A 13,405-nucleotide genomic window follows, 5' to 3' on the forward strand; every position below is an offset into this window, starting at 1 on the left:
ATGATTTACACAATGGTCTTCCCTATATCCCAAAAACCGATGGTTTATGGTCGAAAACTGTATCTTTAAATCTGTGATAATTACTGATCCCAAATACTTTCTTTGTTTCATCATACTATCGATGTTCGCCTCAACTGACGTGAATGCTCAACTAGGTTTTTGCACCGGAAATTCCGGAGACCCCATTTTCACGGAGGATTTTGGTTCCGGCACCCTGGATGGCCCTGCATTACCGCTAGGTACCACAACCTATAATTTTACTACGGGAATCCCTAATGATGGTGATTATACCATCTCAAGTACCACTAATTATTTTGATTGGCACAATACACCGAGACCATACTCCTGGCGACACCAACGGAAAAGCATTCATCGTAAACGCCAGTTTTACAGCTGGTGAATTCTATCAAAGACCTGTTACCGGACTCTGTGAGAATACCACCTATGAATTCTCATCGTGGTTGGTAAATCTCCTTCCAAGTGGTTCCTGTGAAGGAAATGGAATCCCCATAAACGTACGGTTTCAAATTTGGGACGAAACCGATACCAACCTTTTGGCTCAAGGGGATACCGGAAACATTCCAGGAAGGGCATCCCCACAATGGGAGCAATATGCCTTGGTCTTCCAAACCCTACCCGGACAGACCTCCGTCATCCTAAAAATGCGAAACAATAGTAACGGCGGCTGTGGTAATGATTTGGCCATAGATGACATTGTTTTTAAATCCTGTGGAGACAGCGTAACGGTCTCAACTGACCAAGCCGAAGATTTTATAATTACCTGTGAAAACCAAGGAGCGGTTGGGGCAACCTTGGTGGCCAATCCTGACAATTCCATTTTTTCGACTCATGCCTACCAGTGGCAAGAAAGCACGGATAATCAAAACTGGACCGACATTCCCGGCGAAACGTCCAATACCTTTACTACGCCATTGGTGAACACAACAAGGTATTATCGTGTTAAGGTTGCCGAGGATCCCGTTAATGTTTCCAATGACCTCTGCAACGTTTTATCCGATGTATTTGAAATCAAAATCGTACCCATACCGCCTCCGCCCGTAAATAATGGAGATGTAACGGTTTGCGAAAATGAAACCCCGACACTGTCCGTCCAAATATCAGACTTATACCAGGTAAATTGGTATGATTCCCCAATAGGCGGTAATCTCCTTTTGGAAAATAGTACTACTTTTTCTCCTACAGTTGCTGGTACATATTATGCCGAAGCAAATTCCAACGAAATTAACTGTCCATCAGATGCCGTAACCCCCGTCATGTTGACCTTCAATCCGTTACCACAGGTTTTTGACAGTAATGAAAGCTTTTGCGAAGGAGATTCAGCAGTATTATCTGCTGAAATTGACAATGCCAGCTATTCATGGAGTACTGGAGAAATAACCAGTGAGATTACAGTGAACATGCCTGGCGAATATTATGTGACCGTTACGAATATGAATGGATGTACCAATATAAGAACCATTAATCTGGAACAAATAGATGCACCCAGATTGGATACCATCAAATCCGTGGGCCCTTCTATCGTCATAACGACCGAAAATCTTGGGGAGTTTGAATATTCATTGGACGGTTTTAATTTTCAGAACAGTCCAGTGTTTGAAACTGTCACGGGGGGGAGCCTATTCCATTTACATAAGAGATAAGACCAACTGTGGAACTATAAACATTGATTACCTTCATATTGTAATGCCTGCCTTTTTCACTCCAAATGGTGACAATTATTATGACTTATTCATCCCGGAGGGTATTGAAAGTTTTAATGAGATTGAACTTTCTATTTATGACCGATATGGTAAATTATTGAAGTTTGCCGGAGGTAGTGATGCTTCTTGGGACGGTACTTTTTTAGGGGCTCCCATGCCTTCGGATGATTATTGGTACAATATTAAATTGGACACTTTAAATCGAAAAGGGCATTTTTCCTTGAAGCGATGAGAGTTTTTGGATTTTATGATTCATTTCACATTACTTTTCTATTTTTACATCGCTATCCGTTACTATGAGTAAAGCATTTGAAAGATATCAAAGAAGAAAACTAATCTCTTCCTATTTCTCGGTCGTATTGAGTATTGCCCTGGTGTTATTTCTCTTGGGAATTTTAGGGCTTCCGGTTCTGAATACCAAAAAAATGGCAGATCGATCCAAGGAACAAATTACCATTTCCGTTTTTTTAAAGGAGGATGCGAAGGAAATAGAAGTTGAACAATTGCAAAAAACACTGGCAATGGCCGACTATACGAAGTCGGCCACCTATGTATCCAAGGAGGAGGCAGCTGCCCAGCATAGCAAGGAAATAGGAGAGGATTTTGTCGACTATTTGGGGTATAATCCTTTGAAAAATTCCATTGATGTAAAGCTTAATGCCGATTTTGTTACGGCTGAGAAAGTGGCAGAAATAGCTGCCACACTTGAAGAAAAAAGCTATGTAGATGAGGTGAGCTATGATAGGGTATTAGTGAGCATGGTGGCCAAAAGTGTGGAAAAAATAGGCTTTTGGATTTTGGTAGCCAGTGCCATTTTCACTGTAATAGCCGTTTTGCTGATCAACAGCTCCATTCGTCTTTCCATTTATTCAAAACGATTTATAATCAAGACCATGCAAATGGTAGGAGCAACCAAGAGTTTTATTCGCAGACCATTTATTTGGCAAAACATAAAATTGGGAATGTTGGGAGCTCTGATTGCTTTGCTAGCTATTGCCGGAGTCATCTATTACGTGAATACCAATTTTCAGGATTTGGGACTTTTAGAAGACCCTTATATTCTCATTATTCTATTGGTGGGGGTCTTTGTTCTAGGTATTATAATATCTTTATTAAGTACGTACTTCGCCACCCAGCGTTTCTTAAATCTGAGAACAGACGAATTATATTATTAAATTTGCCCCATGAGCAAAAAGAACAAAGTGGAACAGTCCCCAAGGAGAGAATTTATTTTTCAAAAGAAAAATTACCTTTTTATGTTCATTGGTGTTGCCTGTATAGCACTAGGATTTATATTGATGAGCGGTGGCGGAAGTGATGACCCTAATGTTTTTAACCCTGAGATCTATAATTTTAGAAGGATTCGATTGGCGCCGACATTGGTCTTGATCGGATTGGGAATAGAGGTCTACGCCATATTATTGAATCCTCACAAAAAGAAAGACTAACTTGGATATCTTAGATGCAATTATACTCGGAATCGTTCAAGGACTGACCGAGTTTCTTCCAGTTTCTTCCAGCGGACATTTAGAATTGGGCAAAGCCATTTTAGGGGATAACTCCGTTCCTGAGGAGAGCTTGCTATTTACTGTTATATTACATTTTGCTACCGCACTAAGTACCATTGTTGTTTTTAGAAAAGACATATGGTATATTATTAGAGGTCTCTTTCAATTTAATTGGAGCGAGGAAAGCCAATTCTCCGCAAAAATTATTGTTTCCATGATTCCCGCCGTTTTGGTAGGTCTTTTTTTTGAAAAACAGTTAGAAGCCTTTTTTGGTGGTAACGTGATGTTCGTTGGCTTTATGTTATTGGTTACTGCCGTACTCCTCTATTTTGCGGACAAAGCCAAGGATACGGATAAAAAAGTCGGCTTTGGAAGTGCATTTATTATTGGTGTTTCCCAGGCCATTGCAATGTTGCCTGGAATATCAAGGAGTGGAGCAACCATATCCACATCCGTGCTATTGGGGGTTGATAAATCCAAATCTGCCCGATTTTCTTTTTTAATGGTGATTCCCTTGATTTTTGGTAAAATTGCCAAAGACCTAATGAGTGGAGAACTCACTTTTAACGGTGAAAACAACATAGCTATGGGCGCTGGTTTTCTAGCTGCTTTTATTGCGGGATTGGCTGCATGTACTTGGATGATACAACTTGTTCGCAAAAGTAAACTTTCGTATTTCTCCATATACTGTCTAATTGTAGGTCTTATTGCCGTAATCTACGGACTGACCAATTCTTAATTTTTAAAACCCTAAGCAGTAATGGAACTTTTGACCAAAGAAGATTATTTGAACGGTCAGCTATTACTTATCGATAAACCTTTGGGTTGGTCCTCCTTCCAAGCGGTGAACAAGTTAAAATGGGCCATTAGAAAGAAATTCGGTCTAAAAAAAATTAAAATTGGGCATGCCGGAACACTTGATCCCCTGGCCACAGGGCTACTTATCATTTGTACAGGGAAATACACCAAAAAAATTCCGAATACCAAGGTCAGGCCAAAGAGTATACCGGAACTATAACATTGGGCAGCACAACGCCTTCCTATGATTTGGAAACGGAGATTAATAAAAAGTTTCCCGTAGACCATATCAACATAGACCTTCTAAATAAAACTACTCTTAAATTTCTTGGAGAGATTGAGCAGGCCCCGCCTGTTTTTTCGGCAATCAAAAAAGATGGAAAACGGCTTTATGAGTATGCTCGTGAGGGTAAGGATGTGGCCATCAACAAAAGAAAAGTGTTCATCCATTCCTTTGAAATCACCAACATTGAATTGCCTCATGTCGATTTTCGGATTTCATGCAGTAAAGGTACCTACATACGTTCTATAGCCCATGATTATGGAAAAGCGTTAGGATCCGGAGGTCATCTATCCAAGCTTAGAAGAACCAAAATAGGTGATTTTAACGTAGATATAGCCCAAGACCCTTCGGTCTTATCGGAACGGATTTTGCAGTAATCGTTATATCGATAGAATTTTATTAAATTCCCGTTCGTCGATTAACTGTAATATTTTTAGAAAAAATCGGTTATATACACATGAATCTCAACAGACAACAATTATCGTTTTTGATTACCCTATTTTCTATGGGCATCGTTGTCTTGACGTTATATAACATTCACTTAGGAGGCCAAGAGGAAGATGAGGATGACTATGTAGTAGAGATGATCCTAGAAGAGCCTGAAGAGCTTACCGAGGAAGAGGAAAAAATTCTGGAAGAACTCGCCAAAGCAGAAGCCATAAAGAGCCATATGGCCTTTAACGAAACGGCCAAACCGAGCGTTGGAAACCCCGAACCCTTACAGACCTTGGAGGAAATCATGGAAGAAAGAGCCATGGAAAACAATGGAGAAATCGCTGAAAACCTAATGTCTGACGGAGATTTTGTAGAAAGGGTCAAGGAGTTGGCAAAAAAAAGGGAAGAGAAAAAGCAATTGCTAGGAGAAAAGGAGGCTCAAAAACAGGAATACACAAATTATCTAGCGGAAAGACGTACTTCTATTTCTTTTTCCTTAATTGACAGAAATGGATATCGATTACCTCCACCTATTTATACCTGTATTGAAGGGGGAAAGGTCGTCATCAATATAGAAGTGAACAATCTAGGACAAGTGACCGATGCCAGTTTTAACGAAAAAAGCTCAGGAACTTCCAATGGTTGCTTAGTGGACAACGCTATTGCCTATGCCTATAAAGCGCAATTTAGCTCTTCCGATAAACCTACACAAAAGGGAACTATTACCTATCTATTCCAAGGAAAGTAGGCCCAACAAATCCTTTAGGATACTTTCTCCTTTGTCCTTATTGTACCAAATTTGAAGACTTTCCCTGAATTCCGGGGTTAAAGTGCCATATTGCTCTTTAAAGGTGTCTACCAATTGGGTAGCTTTCCTTGAACGCGGACCCCATGTGCCTAGAACCTTCTTAGTACCATATTCTATCTGTATGAGCTTGGGAATGGATCATGCACCGTTCGTTAAAAATTGCTGCATGAGTTACGGGTGTTCATCCCTTAAAATAATTCTTAATGTAATATTGGGGTTTATTTCTGTAATCTTGTTCATGATTGGTAATGCAGGTGAGGCGTCACCGCACCAACTTTCTGTTAGCACCAACCAGTTTATTTTTCGTTGGAAAGATTTAATTGTATTCACAGCGGTCTCCGGTAATTTAAGGGTCTTATCCCATCGTTGCATTCTCTTAGCATTCAACTTTGTATAATTTACATAAGTCTCTTTAGCATCCTCTCCCGTAGATTTTCCCTCCTTCACTAAGGTTCTTACCAACTGCGAATATTGTTCATATGTAAAGGCAACTTCCAGTGCGTTGGCCGAGAGATGTCTTTGTGAATACTTCCATAGTATCTTAATTTGAATTTGATTGGTTGAAAATATATACCAAACCTTACAGTTTAATTTCGGACAAAAAATGGGCCGGTCTTTTAAGAAGAGTCAAGACCGGCCCAAACTAACCAAACCAAACAAAACTCACATTCCCAAATATGGATTAAAATTCTTTGGCAGATAAGGTGCAGTATCGAAATCCAAGATAACCTCATCCTCTTCCTCAACAAGTATTAAAGAATCAATGTTCAACTCCATCCCATAATAAGGGTCAAAATCCGGGGATAGAAACAAGTAAGGGTCAAAACCTAGGTCTACCTCATAGTCCACCTCGATTAATGACAAACCCTCGTTTTTCAACATCTTAGGCCTGCTAAGGGCTCTACAATCCAATTGTTCGCATTCCTTGGACACCCGGTTATTTATAAGTTCAACATTTTGACCCATCTCCTTGGCATGCATCATTGAAAAAGTTACACATGAAATCAACAAAAAATAAAAACTATTCTTCATATAAATTATTAATTAATATTGGGCAAAGATAAGGAGAGAATGGAGTAATTAAAAGGAATACTATGTTAATTGAAGGTTAAACTTTCTTTTTTAATAGTAATACTATTAATTAATACTTCTTTTCTTTATCATACCTCCCCTGGTGTCATTGATCTTACTCATGACCACAAAAGCCTTAGGGTCTATTTTTGATATTTCTATATTCAATTTTCTGATTTCCAATCTTGTGATTACAGTAAAAATGACATCATATTCGTTATGTACACCATTTTTGCCATAACCTCCCTTTGCCGGATATATGGTTACGCCTCTTCCCAGCACATTAATAATCATTTCCCTGAGTTCCTCGCTTTGATCGGATATTATAGTTACACCGGTGTACTCCTCAATTCCTTCGATTACAAAATCCAAAGTCTTGGATGCCGCCAAATATGTCAGCATAGAATACAGGGCAGACTCTACCGAAAGCAAATAGGCCGCGGTTAAAAAGACCAAGATATTTATCAGTATAATAATATCCCCAATGGTAGTTCCCAACTTCCTACTAAGATAGATGGCCAGGATTTCCGTACCGTCCGGAACACCACCGCCACGAACGGAGAGTCCTATTCCTGCCCCTAGAAAGAAACCTCCAAAAACAGCCACCAAAAGTTTATCCTGGGTCACTTCGGAAAATCCAAGGTCATCAATACTAAGGCGAGACCCACAATGGCCAAAGTAGTCTTTATGGTAAACTGCCTTCCTATCACCCTATAACCCAAAAAGATAAAAGGTATGTTTACCAGAATGATCAAGATATACAAGGGTATGTCATAAACTTCTGCCAAAAGGAGTGAAATACCCGTGGCACCGCCATCTATAAATTGGTTTGGTAATAGGAAGCTTTCTAGGCCAAATGCCGCAGAAACGATTCCGCCTATAAGAAAAAAAGCGTCCTTGACGATTAATTTTACATTGGGTGGAACATGAGCGCTAGACTGGGACATAAATAAGGAGATTAGAGATTTTCCGGATTTACGGCCAAGCTATTAAAAAGCTTTGCCTTTGCCGTAAAGTACTTGTTCTGATCGCATTTTGTTTCAGCACGGCATCGATCAATTTACTTTCTCTTGAGTTAATAAGGAAAAGTGAACTTTCCCCAAAACTAAACTTCCGCTCCTCTGCGGTCAGCATACGCTCATAACTGTCCACTATATCCCCAATCAATCGGTTCTGATTTTCAAAAGAGTCCAACTCATTATAAATGGCCGTCACCTTATTTTGAATGGCCACCTCAGCATTGTCCAATTCCAATTGGGCATCCATTAATTTGATTTTTGCCAATTTTAAATCGCCCCGTTCCTTTCGTAAAAAAAGTGGCAATTGAAAAGTAACCCCTCCCTTGTAATATTCCGTCTCGAAGGAATTTAAGTACTCGGTGTTTCGGTCAACAGATTGTATTCCACATCAATTGTTGGAAGAAGCTTGTTTGTTTTTAAACGTTTATCAATTTTAAGTCCATCTACCTTAAAACCTAGACTTTTAAGTTTTGGATGGTTTTCCAATGAGAAACTGTCCAAAGGTTTGCCTAATATTTCAAAGGTCTCGGTCGATTTCAATGTCTAGGTCCTCGTCCGGAATAACATTAGGTTGCAAGTTTACAGGGATATTGTCTCCGAGCCACAAGAAATTGGATAGCTCCATGGACTGGTTGACCAAGGTGACCCTAGCCTGTTCCAATTCCGGAGCACGGTTCCGGATCGCGATTTTAGCCTCAACGGTGTCTATGGCCGCAATATCTCCGGCCAAGGCACTCTTTTTTATACCGATAAAACGGACTTGGGCATTCTCCAAAAAATTAGCATACACTCTACTATCCTTATAGGCCTGCAACCATTTAAAATAGGCCAAAGAAGCATCGAACAAAATTTGGTTTACAAGAAGGTCCCGATCCGCTTTGCTTTGTTCCCTAAATAGCTTGGCTCGTTTTAAGGTCGCCATGCGTTCGTTAATCCAAGAACCACGACCTAAGGAAAGGGATACCCCGGCACTATAAAGTCCGTCATCGGGGACAGTTTCATCCGAATTGATATAAACTCCTTCATTTTGTTCAAAGTTTCCTTTTAGTTCTATCCCGTACCAAGTAGGTATCTTGAACGTGGCGTTTAATCGGTCGTAATACTCCGTGCCTTTAAAATCCTTTCTCGGCATAATCTACATCCAATTTAGGGTCGAAGCCTCCTCTTGCCTTCAATAAATTCGCCTGACCTGTACTTAGGGCCAATTCGGCCTGTTTGGCAATGGGGTGGAACTTTTTTACATAACCCAAATATTCATTGAACCGCAGCACCAACGTATCATTCTGCTGACCGCTCACCAAAAAACAACTACAAAATAGTAGGACTAGGATAAAATACTTGTTCATACCTATTTTTTGACCGGTTCCGCTTGTGCTCCTTCTGGTTGATAATAATTTGGAGGGAATCCATTTAATTGCCTCCATAGTTCGAACCAAATAGGGACATCCTCCAATAAGGCAATTGTTCTGACTCCCGAACCTACCCTGATAGCTTCCGGCCAAGGATGATCTTCTTCGTCCGGAGCGACCAAAACACGATACTTACCATTAGAGCTAATAAAGGTTTCTATGGCCACTACTTTTCCACCATAGGTTCCGTAGGAAACATTAGGCCAACCGCTGAATACAATAACAGGCCAACCATCAAATTGAATCCTGATTTTTTCCCCTAAATGAATAAGGGGCAAATCAATGGGTTCTACAAAAGTTTCCACAGCCACGTCATAGTCTGACGGCATGATGCCCACCAAACGATCTCCCTCTTTAAAGGTCTCACCTATTCCTCCTTGAATGGCCTTATTAATAAAACCATTTTGAGGTGCCCGTATATAGTATAGGTCGTTCCTTATTTCATAATTGGTATACTCACTTTCCAACTTATTCACTTGGGCCTCAGAATCGAATTGGTTGGACTGGGCCGTAAACATGTCACTCTGTGCCTTTGAAATCTTATCGGTATACTCCGCTTGTACCCTATTGATTTCCACCTCAGAATTTATGACCTCATTCTTGGCCGCCAACAATTTATTTTCTTGTGATATAAGTTTCGCCTGGGCCTCTTGTAGCTTCATTCGTTTTTCCTCTACATCGGTTACCGCCTTTAGGCCTTCATCTTCCAACTGCTCGGTTCGATTGAATTGTCTCCGGGCTATTAAAATATTTGTTTTCGCGGCCTCTAAGTCTATACTGTCACTCTGTACCTTAAGCCTCGCCTGCAAGAGCTTATTTTGGGCTTGCTGTAATTTCAGTTTACGTTCGTTGACCAAGGCATCTATCTGTATGTTTAGAGCTTTGACCTTACCTTGATAGGAACTTACCGAAGCCTCTTTTGCCTTAAGCTGATTACCCGTTCTTTCTACCAGTTTTGGGTCAAAATATTCATTTTTAACCTCGGATATGTGCAGAATGGTATCTCCCTTTTCAACATAATCTCCTTCTCTTACGTACCATTTCTCAATTTTTCCGGGAATTGGTGATTGAATTGTTTGTGGACGTTGATCAGGGGTCAAGGTCGTTACCGAACCTGTTGCCGTAATATTCTGCGTCCAAGGCAAAAAAAGTATAATAACCCCAACAATGGCAAAGGCTAAAAGGAACCTATTAAAATGCTTGTAATGCCTTTGATGAAAAACCTTTTTTACAGAAATAAAGTGTTCTATGGAGACACTTTTATTTAGTTTGTTGTGCGAAATATTCAACATGACCTTACTTGTATTTTTCGTTTACGACCTTACCTTTTTCCAATGTAACCACACCATTACAGTATTTGGACCATAAATCATTCTCGCTAACAACCAGCAAGGCCCATCCGTTACTTGGATCCGTTAAAAACTTGATGATATTTTCAGCTTCCTCCCTCCCTATCTGATCTAATGGATCTTTAAGCACAAGCAGCTTGGGTTTGTTGACAATGCTTCGGGCCAGTACGATTCTTTTCGAAATAGTATAGGGTATCTGTTTACCTTCGGGATAAATGATAGTCTGCAGCCCGCGCGGTTGTTCCTTGACAAAACTCGTTAGCCCAACCTTGTCCAATGCCCAATAGATCTGTTCCTGTGGGATGGACTTGTCTCCAAAAGTGATATTGTCCAAAATGGTTCCCTCAAAAGGAGATTCCTCTAATAAGGACTGCCCTATATGTGCCCTATAAAAATTTAGGTTCATACCTTTCAAAGAGGCATTGTTAACATAAACCCCTCCTGAATCCGGCTCTAAAATACCGGCAACAACCCTAAGAAAACTTGTTCTCCCTGAATTACGACCGCCTATTAAATGTATAATGCTTTGAGGATTAATTTTCAAACTGATGCCGTCAAGAACAACCTTTCCTGTGTCAGGTAGACGATAGCGAACATCCTCCAATTCTATCGTGAAACTTTCTCCTTCTGCAAAGGGTCTTTCACCATCTTGCAGCTCCAGCTCCTTATCCACTACTTGGCCCATCTTCTCCAATGAGGTAAGTAAGTCGTAAAAAGTTTCAAGACCCGTAATCAACTTCTCTACGGAATTGATTACCAAGAGGATTATAATTTCGGCGGCAACAAACTGACCAATATTCATTTCCTGATTCAAAACCAACAATCCCCCGATCAACAATAATCCAGCGGTTACCAAAACCTTAAAGCCAATCATTTGGATGAATTGTATAATCAAAATCCTAAAGTGGCCTTCCCTAGCATCCAAGTACTTGGAAACCAGGCTGTCATTTTTGTCAATGGCATGTGATGTCTTACCTGAGAGCTTGAAGCTGACGATAGATCTAGCAACCTCCTGTAACCAATGGGCTACCTTGTATTTGTTTTTTGATTCCTCCAAACTGGTATCAAGCCCCTTTTTAGCGGTGAATTTAAACACCACGTAAATAAGCCCCAACAAAAGCATTCCGTATATAATAAAGAACGGATGGTAGAAGGAAAGCAATAATAATCCAAAGATTATTTGCAGTAAGGCCGCAGGGAAATCTATGAGTATCTTGGACAATGATTTTTGAATGGTAAGGGTATCAAAAAAACGATTGGCCAGCTCCGGCGGATAATAATTATGGAGTTCGCTCATTTTTATTTTGGGAAACCGATAGGCAAACTCGAACGAGGCCCTCGTAAATATCTTTTGTTGAAGGTTTTCAATAATCCTTATCTGCATTAATTGTAGGATTCCCGCAAATACTACTCCTAGGGTTACCAATATTACCAAAACAAACCATGACGTACTTGTTTGTGCGCCTTGTATCAAATTAATAATGGCCTGGATACCCAATGGCAGCGATAAACCGACAAGACCTGCAAAAATAGCGTAGTAGAAAACTTGAAAAACATCTCTCTTGTCCAATTGCAACATACCTAAAAGTCGTTGCCAAGGAGTCAATACTTCTTTACCCATTAAAGTTTTGGTTTAAAACGTTGAAGACTAGGTTCGTCAAATATTCGGTAGGTGTTACTTCCCCTCCACATTCGGTCATGGAAGAAAAATGATCCTTAAGAAAATGTTGGTGCAAGGCACCTCCCAAAATCGTACTTGCCAAACTGGATGGATACTTATAGTTGGGGTTGAACTGCTTTATCATCTCACTTAACCTCCTTGCCAATCGTTTGTAGCTGGCAAAATACCCTTCTTTATCTTCTTCATCCACTTCCTTGGTCAAATAGGACTTGGAGTATTCATTAATCACAATTTGATTTAATAGGACCTCGTTGATATGGGAAAAATTGGAATCCTCCGTAATTTCCCTGGTAATCATATAGATTGCCTTGGTCAATTTTTCTGTAGGCTCCAGGATATTATGGGTTGCAAAGACCAATTGATATTCCATCCATCCCCAATACCAAGAAGTCAAATACAGTAGAAGCTTATGCTTGTTCTCAAAATAGCGATAAATGGAACTTTCGTTGGATCCGATTTTTTCACCCAATTTTCTAAAATTAAACTTCTCAAAACCCAGTTCCCCCATCATTACGATACTCATCTTTACAATGGACTTGCCTAGCTCTGAAGACTCGGGTCTTTAACATATAATTTGTCGTTCACACGAATTTTTACGCCTTGAAAAAGCTCTTCCATGCCATAATTTTAATAATTAACACACGCTAATATAATAGTATTACTATCATTTTTTAAAAGTTTAACTTTTTTTAACAGAAGTAATACTTTTATGCAAAAATCGTTTTATATTTTTGAATCAAAAGTTTGGCAGGTTAATTTTGAGAATATAACAATATTATATATGTATAATTATCACTTAAACATTTTCAAGTCGATTCAACCTGTTTTAACATTCTAATTATTAACCTTAAATTGATAGAACTATGAAACATTTACTCTCTTTTTTAACATTATTTTTGGTGTCTTTTGGTGTATTCAGTCAAACAGAATCGTCCGAAATCAAAGTGGGGGATATTTTCACTATACAAAAAAGTACCAATCTTCCATTTGACCATATTCATTTCCCAAAGACCAATTTTATAATAAAACGTGTGGGAGTTGCCAATTATAAGGGACTCGATGACACCAAGGTGAAAGTGGTAAAGTTATTAGGGGACGATATGGTAACCCTTACTTCAGTAAACGGAAAAAAATTCTTTAACGCTTACAAATATGTGGAGGCCGATATAAACAAGGCCCTTGAAGAAGGGGAATTGCAATATCTTGACCTGAGAAGTAAAACGACCGTTGCCACAAATTAGTCACTCGCCAAGGGAATGGATTATTTTTCATTCCTGATTTATGGAATAAAAAATAAAACAAAATTCCCATCGCAAATAATTT

At 39.6% G+C, this 13,405-nt stretch carries 19 protein-coding genes and 2 pseudogenes; 9 read left to right on the top strand and 12 right to left on the bottom strand.

Annotated elements, in window-relative coordinates; genetic code table 11:
- Positions 1-121: 121 nt before the first annotated feature.
- The 8 genes and pseudogenes from NYZ99_RS17995 (at position 122) to NYZ99_RS18030 (ending at position 5,493) form a co-directional block, all read left to right on the top strand.
- Positions 122-400, top strand: a complete 279-nt coding sequence (locus NYZ99_RS17995; RefSeq protein WP_260572564.1) for a hypothetical protein — start codon at positions 122-124, stop codon at positions 398-400.
- Complete coding sequence (locus NYZ99_RS18000; RefSeq protein ID WP_260572565.1) at positions 315-1,661, top strand: immunoglobulin domain-containing protein; 1,347 nt, start codon at positions 315-317, stop codon at positions 1,659-1,661. Before NYZ99_RS17995 ends, NYZ99_RS18000 begins: the two co-directional genes overlap by 86 nt.
- Entirely contained in the window at positions 1,615-1,953 is a 339-nt protein-coding gene (locus NYZ99_RS18005; protein WP_260572566.1) for a T9SS type B sorting domain-containing protein, read from the top strand. The genes NYZ99_RS18000 and NYZ99_RS18005 overlap by 47 nt, the downstream gene beginning before the upstream one ends.
- Positions 1,954-2,017: 64 nt before the next feature.
- A complete protein-coding gene (locus NYZ99_RS18010) occupies positions 2,018-2,896 on the top strand; it encodes a cell division protein FtsX (RefSeq protein ID WP_260572567.1) in 879 nt (292 codons plus the stop codon).
- Positions 2,897-2,905: 9 nt separating this feature from the next.
- Positions 2,906-3,169: a DUF3098 domain-containing protein gene (locus tag NYZ99_RS18015; protein ID WP_260572568.1), complete on the top strand. Its 264-nt coding sequence runs from the start codon at positions 2,906-2,908 to the stop codon at positions 3,167-3,169.
- 1 nt (position 3,170) lies between these two features.
- Positions 3,171-3,968, top strand: coding sequence for an undecaprenyl-diphosphate phosphatase (locus NYZ99_RS18020; RefSeq protein ID WP_260572569.1), 798 nt, complete (start codon positions 3,171-3,173; stop codon positions 3,966-3,968).
- Positions 3,969-3,989: 21 nt separating this feature from the next.
- Positions 3,990-4,687 (top strand): annotated as a pseudogene (truB, locus tag NYZ99_RS18025) (tRNA pseudouridine(55) synthase TruB).
- 80 nt (positions 4,688-4,767) lie between these two features.
- Entirely contained in the window at positions 4,768-5,493 is a 726-nt protein-coding gene (locus NYZ99_RS18030) for an energy transducer TonB family protein (RefSeq protein WP_260572570.1), read from the top strand.
- Here NYZ99_RS18030 and NYZ99_RS22315 read toward each other — a convergent pair.
- The 12 genes and pseudogenes from NYZ99_RS22315 to NYZ99_RS18065 all read right to left on the bottom strand — a co-directional run bounded on the left by NYZ99_RS22315 (position 5,476) and on the right by NYZ99_RS18065 (position 12,605).
- On the bottom strand, positions 5,476-5,607 hold the full coding sequence (locus tag NYZ99_RS22315) for a hypothetical protein (protein ID WP_338039104.1): 132 nt from the start codon (positions 5,605-5,607) through the stop codon (positions 5,476-5,478). The genes NYZ99_RS18030 and NYZ99_RS22315 overlap by 18 nt on opposite strands.
- 117 nt (positions 5,608-5,724) lie before the next feature.
- The gene (locus NYZ99_RS22320; protein ID WP_338039105.1) at positions 5,725-6,015 is read right to left on the bottom strand and encodes a thioredoxin family protein; all 291 of its coding nucleotides are present in this window, start codon (positions 6,013-6,015) and stop codon (positions 5,725-5,727) included.
- 201 nt (positions 6,016-6,216) lie between these two features.
- Positions 6,217-6,585, bottom strand: a complete 369-nt coding sequence (locus NYZ99_RS18040; protein WP_260572571.1) for a hypothetical protein — start codon at positions 6,583-6,585, stop codon at positions 6,217-6,219.
- Positions 6,586-6,690: 105 nt separating this feature from the next.
- A complete protein-coding gene (locus NYZ99_RS22325) occupies positions 6,691-6,918 on the bottom strand; it encodes a YitT family protein (protein ID WP_338039464.1) in 228 nt (75 codons plus the stop codon).
- Positions 6,919-6,972: 54 nt separating this feature from the next.
- Positions 6,973-7,571: pseudogene (locus tag NYZ99_RS18045) on the bottom strand (YitT family protein); the annotation flags it as partial.
- 28 nt (positions 7,572-7,599) lie between these two features.
- Positions 7,600-8,025: a TolC family protein gene (locus NYZ99_RS22330; protein ID WP_420845234.1), complete on the bottom strand. Its 426-nt coding sequence runs from the start codon at positions 8,023-8,025 to the stop codon at positions 7,600-7,602.
- Positions 7,992-8,183, bottom strand: coding sequence for a hypothetical protein (locus NYZ99_RS22335; protein WP_338039107.1), 192 nt, complete (start codon positions 8,181-8,183; stop codon positions 7,992-7,994). Before NYZ99_RS22335 ends, NYZ99_RS22330 begins: the two co-directional genes overlap by 34 nt.
- Entirely contained in the window at positions 8,161-8,775 is a 615-nt protein-coding gene (locus NYZ99_RS22340; protein WP_338039108.1) for a TolC family protein, read from the bottom strand. Before NYZ99_RS22340 ends, NYZ99_RS22335 begins: the two co-directional genes overlap by 23 nt.
- Positions 8,756-8,989 carry a hypothetical protein gene (locus tag NYZ99_RS22345; protein ID WP_338039109.1) on the bottom strand — a complete coding sequence of 78 codons (234 nt, stop codon included), beginning with the start codon at positions 8,987-8,989 and terminating at the stop codon, positions 8,756-8,758. The genes NYZ99_RS22340 and NYZ99_RS22345 overlap by 20 nt, the downstream gene beginning before the upstream one ends.
- A gap of 2 nt (positions 8,990-8,991) precedes the next feature.
- Positions 8,992-10,344, bottom strand: a complete 1,353-nt coding sequence (locus NYZ99_RS18055) for an HlyD family secretion protein (RefSeq protein WP_260572572.1) — start codon at positions 10,342-10,344, stop codon at positions 8,992-8,994.
- A 4-nt stretch (positions 10,345-10,348) separates the two neighbouring features.
- Positions 10,349-12,022: a peptidase domain-containing ABC transporter gene (locus NYZ99_RS18060; protein ID WP_260572573.1), complete on the bottom strand. Its 1,674-nt coding sequence runs from the start codon at positions 12,020-12,022 to the stop codon at positions 10,349-10,351.
- Positions 12,015-12,605 carry a TetR/AcrR family transcriptional regulator gene (locus tag NYZ99_RS18065; RefSeq protein ID WP_338039110.1) on the bottom strand — a complete coding sequence of 197 codons (591 nt, stop codon included), beginning with the start codon at positions 12,603-12,605 and terminating at the stop codon, positions 12,015-12,017. Before NYZ99_RS18065 ends, NYZ99_RS18060 begins: the two co-directional genes overlap by 8 nt.
- Positions 12,606-12,945: 340 nt before the next feature.
- On the opposite strand from NYZ99_RS18065, the gene NYZ99_RS18070 reads away from it, so the two are divergent.
- Positions 12,946-13,323 carry a hypothetical protein gene (locus tag NYZ99_RS18070; RefSeq protein WP_260572574.1) on the top strand — a complete coding sequence of 126 codons (378 nt, stop codon included), beginning with the start codon at positions 12,946-12,948 and terminating at the stop codon, positions 13,321-13,323.
- The last annotated feature ends 82 nt before the right edge of the window (positions 13,324-13,405 follow it).

It is taken from the genome of Maribacter litopenaei (genome assembly GCF_025244665.1).
Lineage (GTDB): Bacteria > Bacteroidota > Bacteroidia > Flavobacteriales > Flavobacteriaceae > Maribacter > Maribacter litopenaei.

Bases quoted from the DNA above. Each gene is read 5' to 3' on its own strand.
- NYZ99_RS17995 (WP_260572564.1), top strand. From the start codon at position 122: ATGTTCGCCTCAACTGACGTGAATGCTCAACTAGGTTTTTGCACCGGA.
- NYZ99_RS18010 (WP_260572567.1), top strand. From the start codon at position 2,018: ATGAGTAAAGCATTTGAAAGATATCAAAGAAGAAAACTAATCTCTTCC.
- NYZ99_RS18015 (WP_260572568.1), top strand. From the start codon at position 2,906: ATGAGCAAAAAGAACAAAGTGGAACAGTCCCCAAGGAGAGAATTTATT.
- NYZ99_RS18030 (WP_260572570.1), top strand. From the start codon at position 4,768: ATGAATCTCAACAGACAACAATTATCGTTTTTGATTACCCTATTTTCT.
- NYZ99_RS18040 (WP_260572571.1), bottom strand. From the start codon at position 6,585: ATGAAGAATAGTTTTTATTTTTTGTTGATTTCATGTGTAACTTTTTCA.
- NYZ99_RS22325 (WP_338039464.1), bottom strand. From the start codon at position 6,918: ATGATTATTAATGTGCTGGGAAGAGGCGTAACCATATATCCGGCAAAG.
- NYZ99_RS22340 (WP_338039108.1), bottom strand. From the start codon at position 8,775: ATGCCGAGAAAGGATTTTAAAGGCACGGAGTATTACGACCGATTAAAC.
- NYZ99_RS22345 (WP_338039109.1), bottom strand. From the start codon at position 8,989: ATGAACAAGTATTTTATCCTAGTCCTACTATTTTGTAGTTGTTTTTTG.
- NYZ99_RS18055 (WP_260572572.1), bottom strand. From the start codon at position 10,344: ATGTTGAATATTTCGCACAACAAACTAAATAAAAGTGTCTCCATAGAA.
- NYZ99_RS18060 (WP_260572573.1), bottom strand. From the start codon at position 12,022: ATGGGTAAAGAAGTATTGACTCCTTGGCAACGACTTTTAGGTATGTTG.
- NYZ99_RS18065 (WP_338039110.1), bottom strand. From the start codon at position 12,605: ATGAGTATCGTAATGATGGGGGAACTGGGTTTTGAGAAGTTTAATTTT.
- NYZ99_RS18070 (WP_260572574.1), top strand. From the start codon at position 12,946: ATGAAACATTTACTCTCTTTTTTAACATTATTTTTGGTGTCTTTTGGT.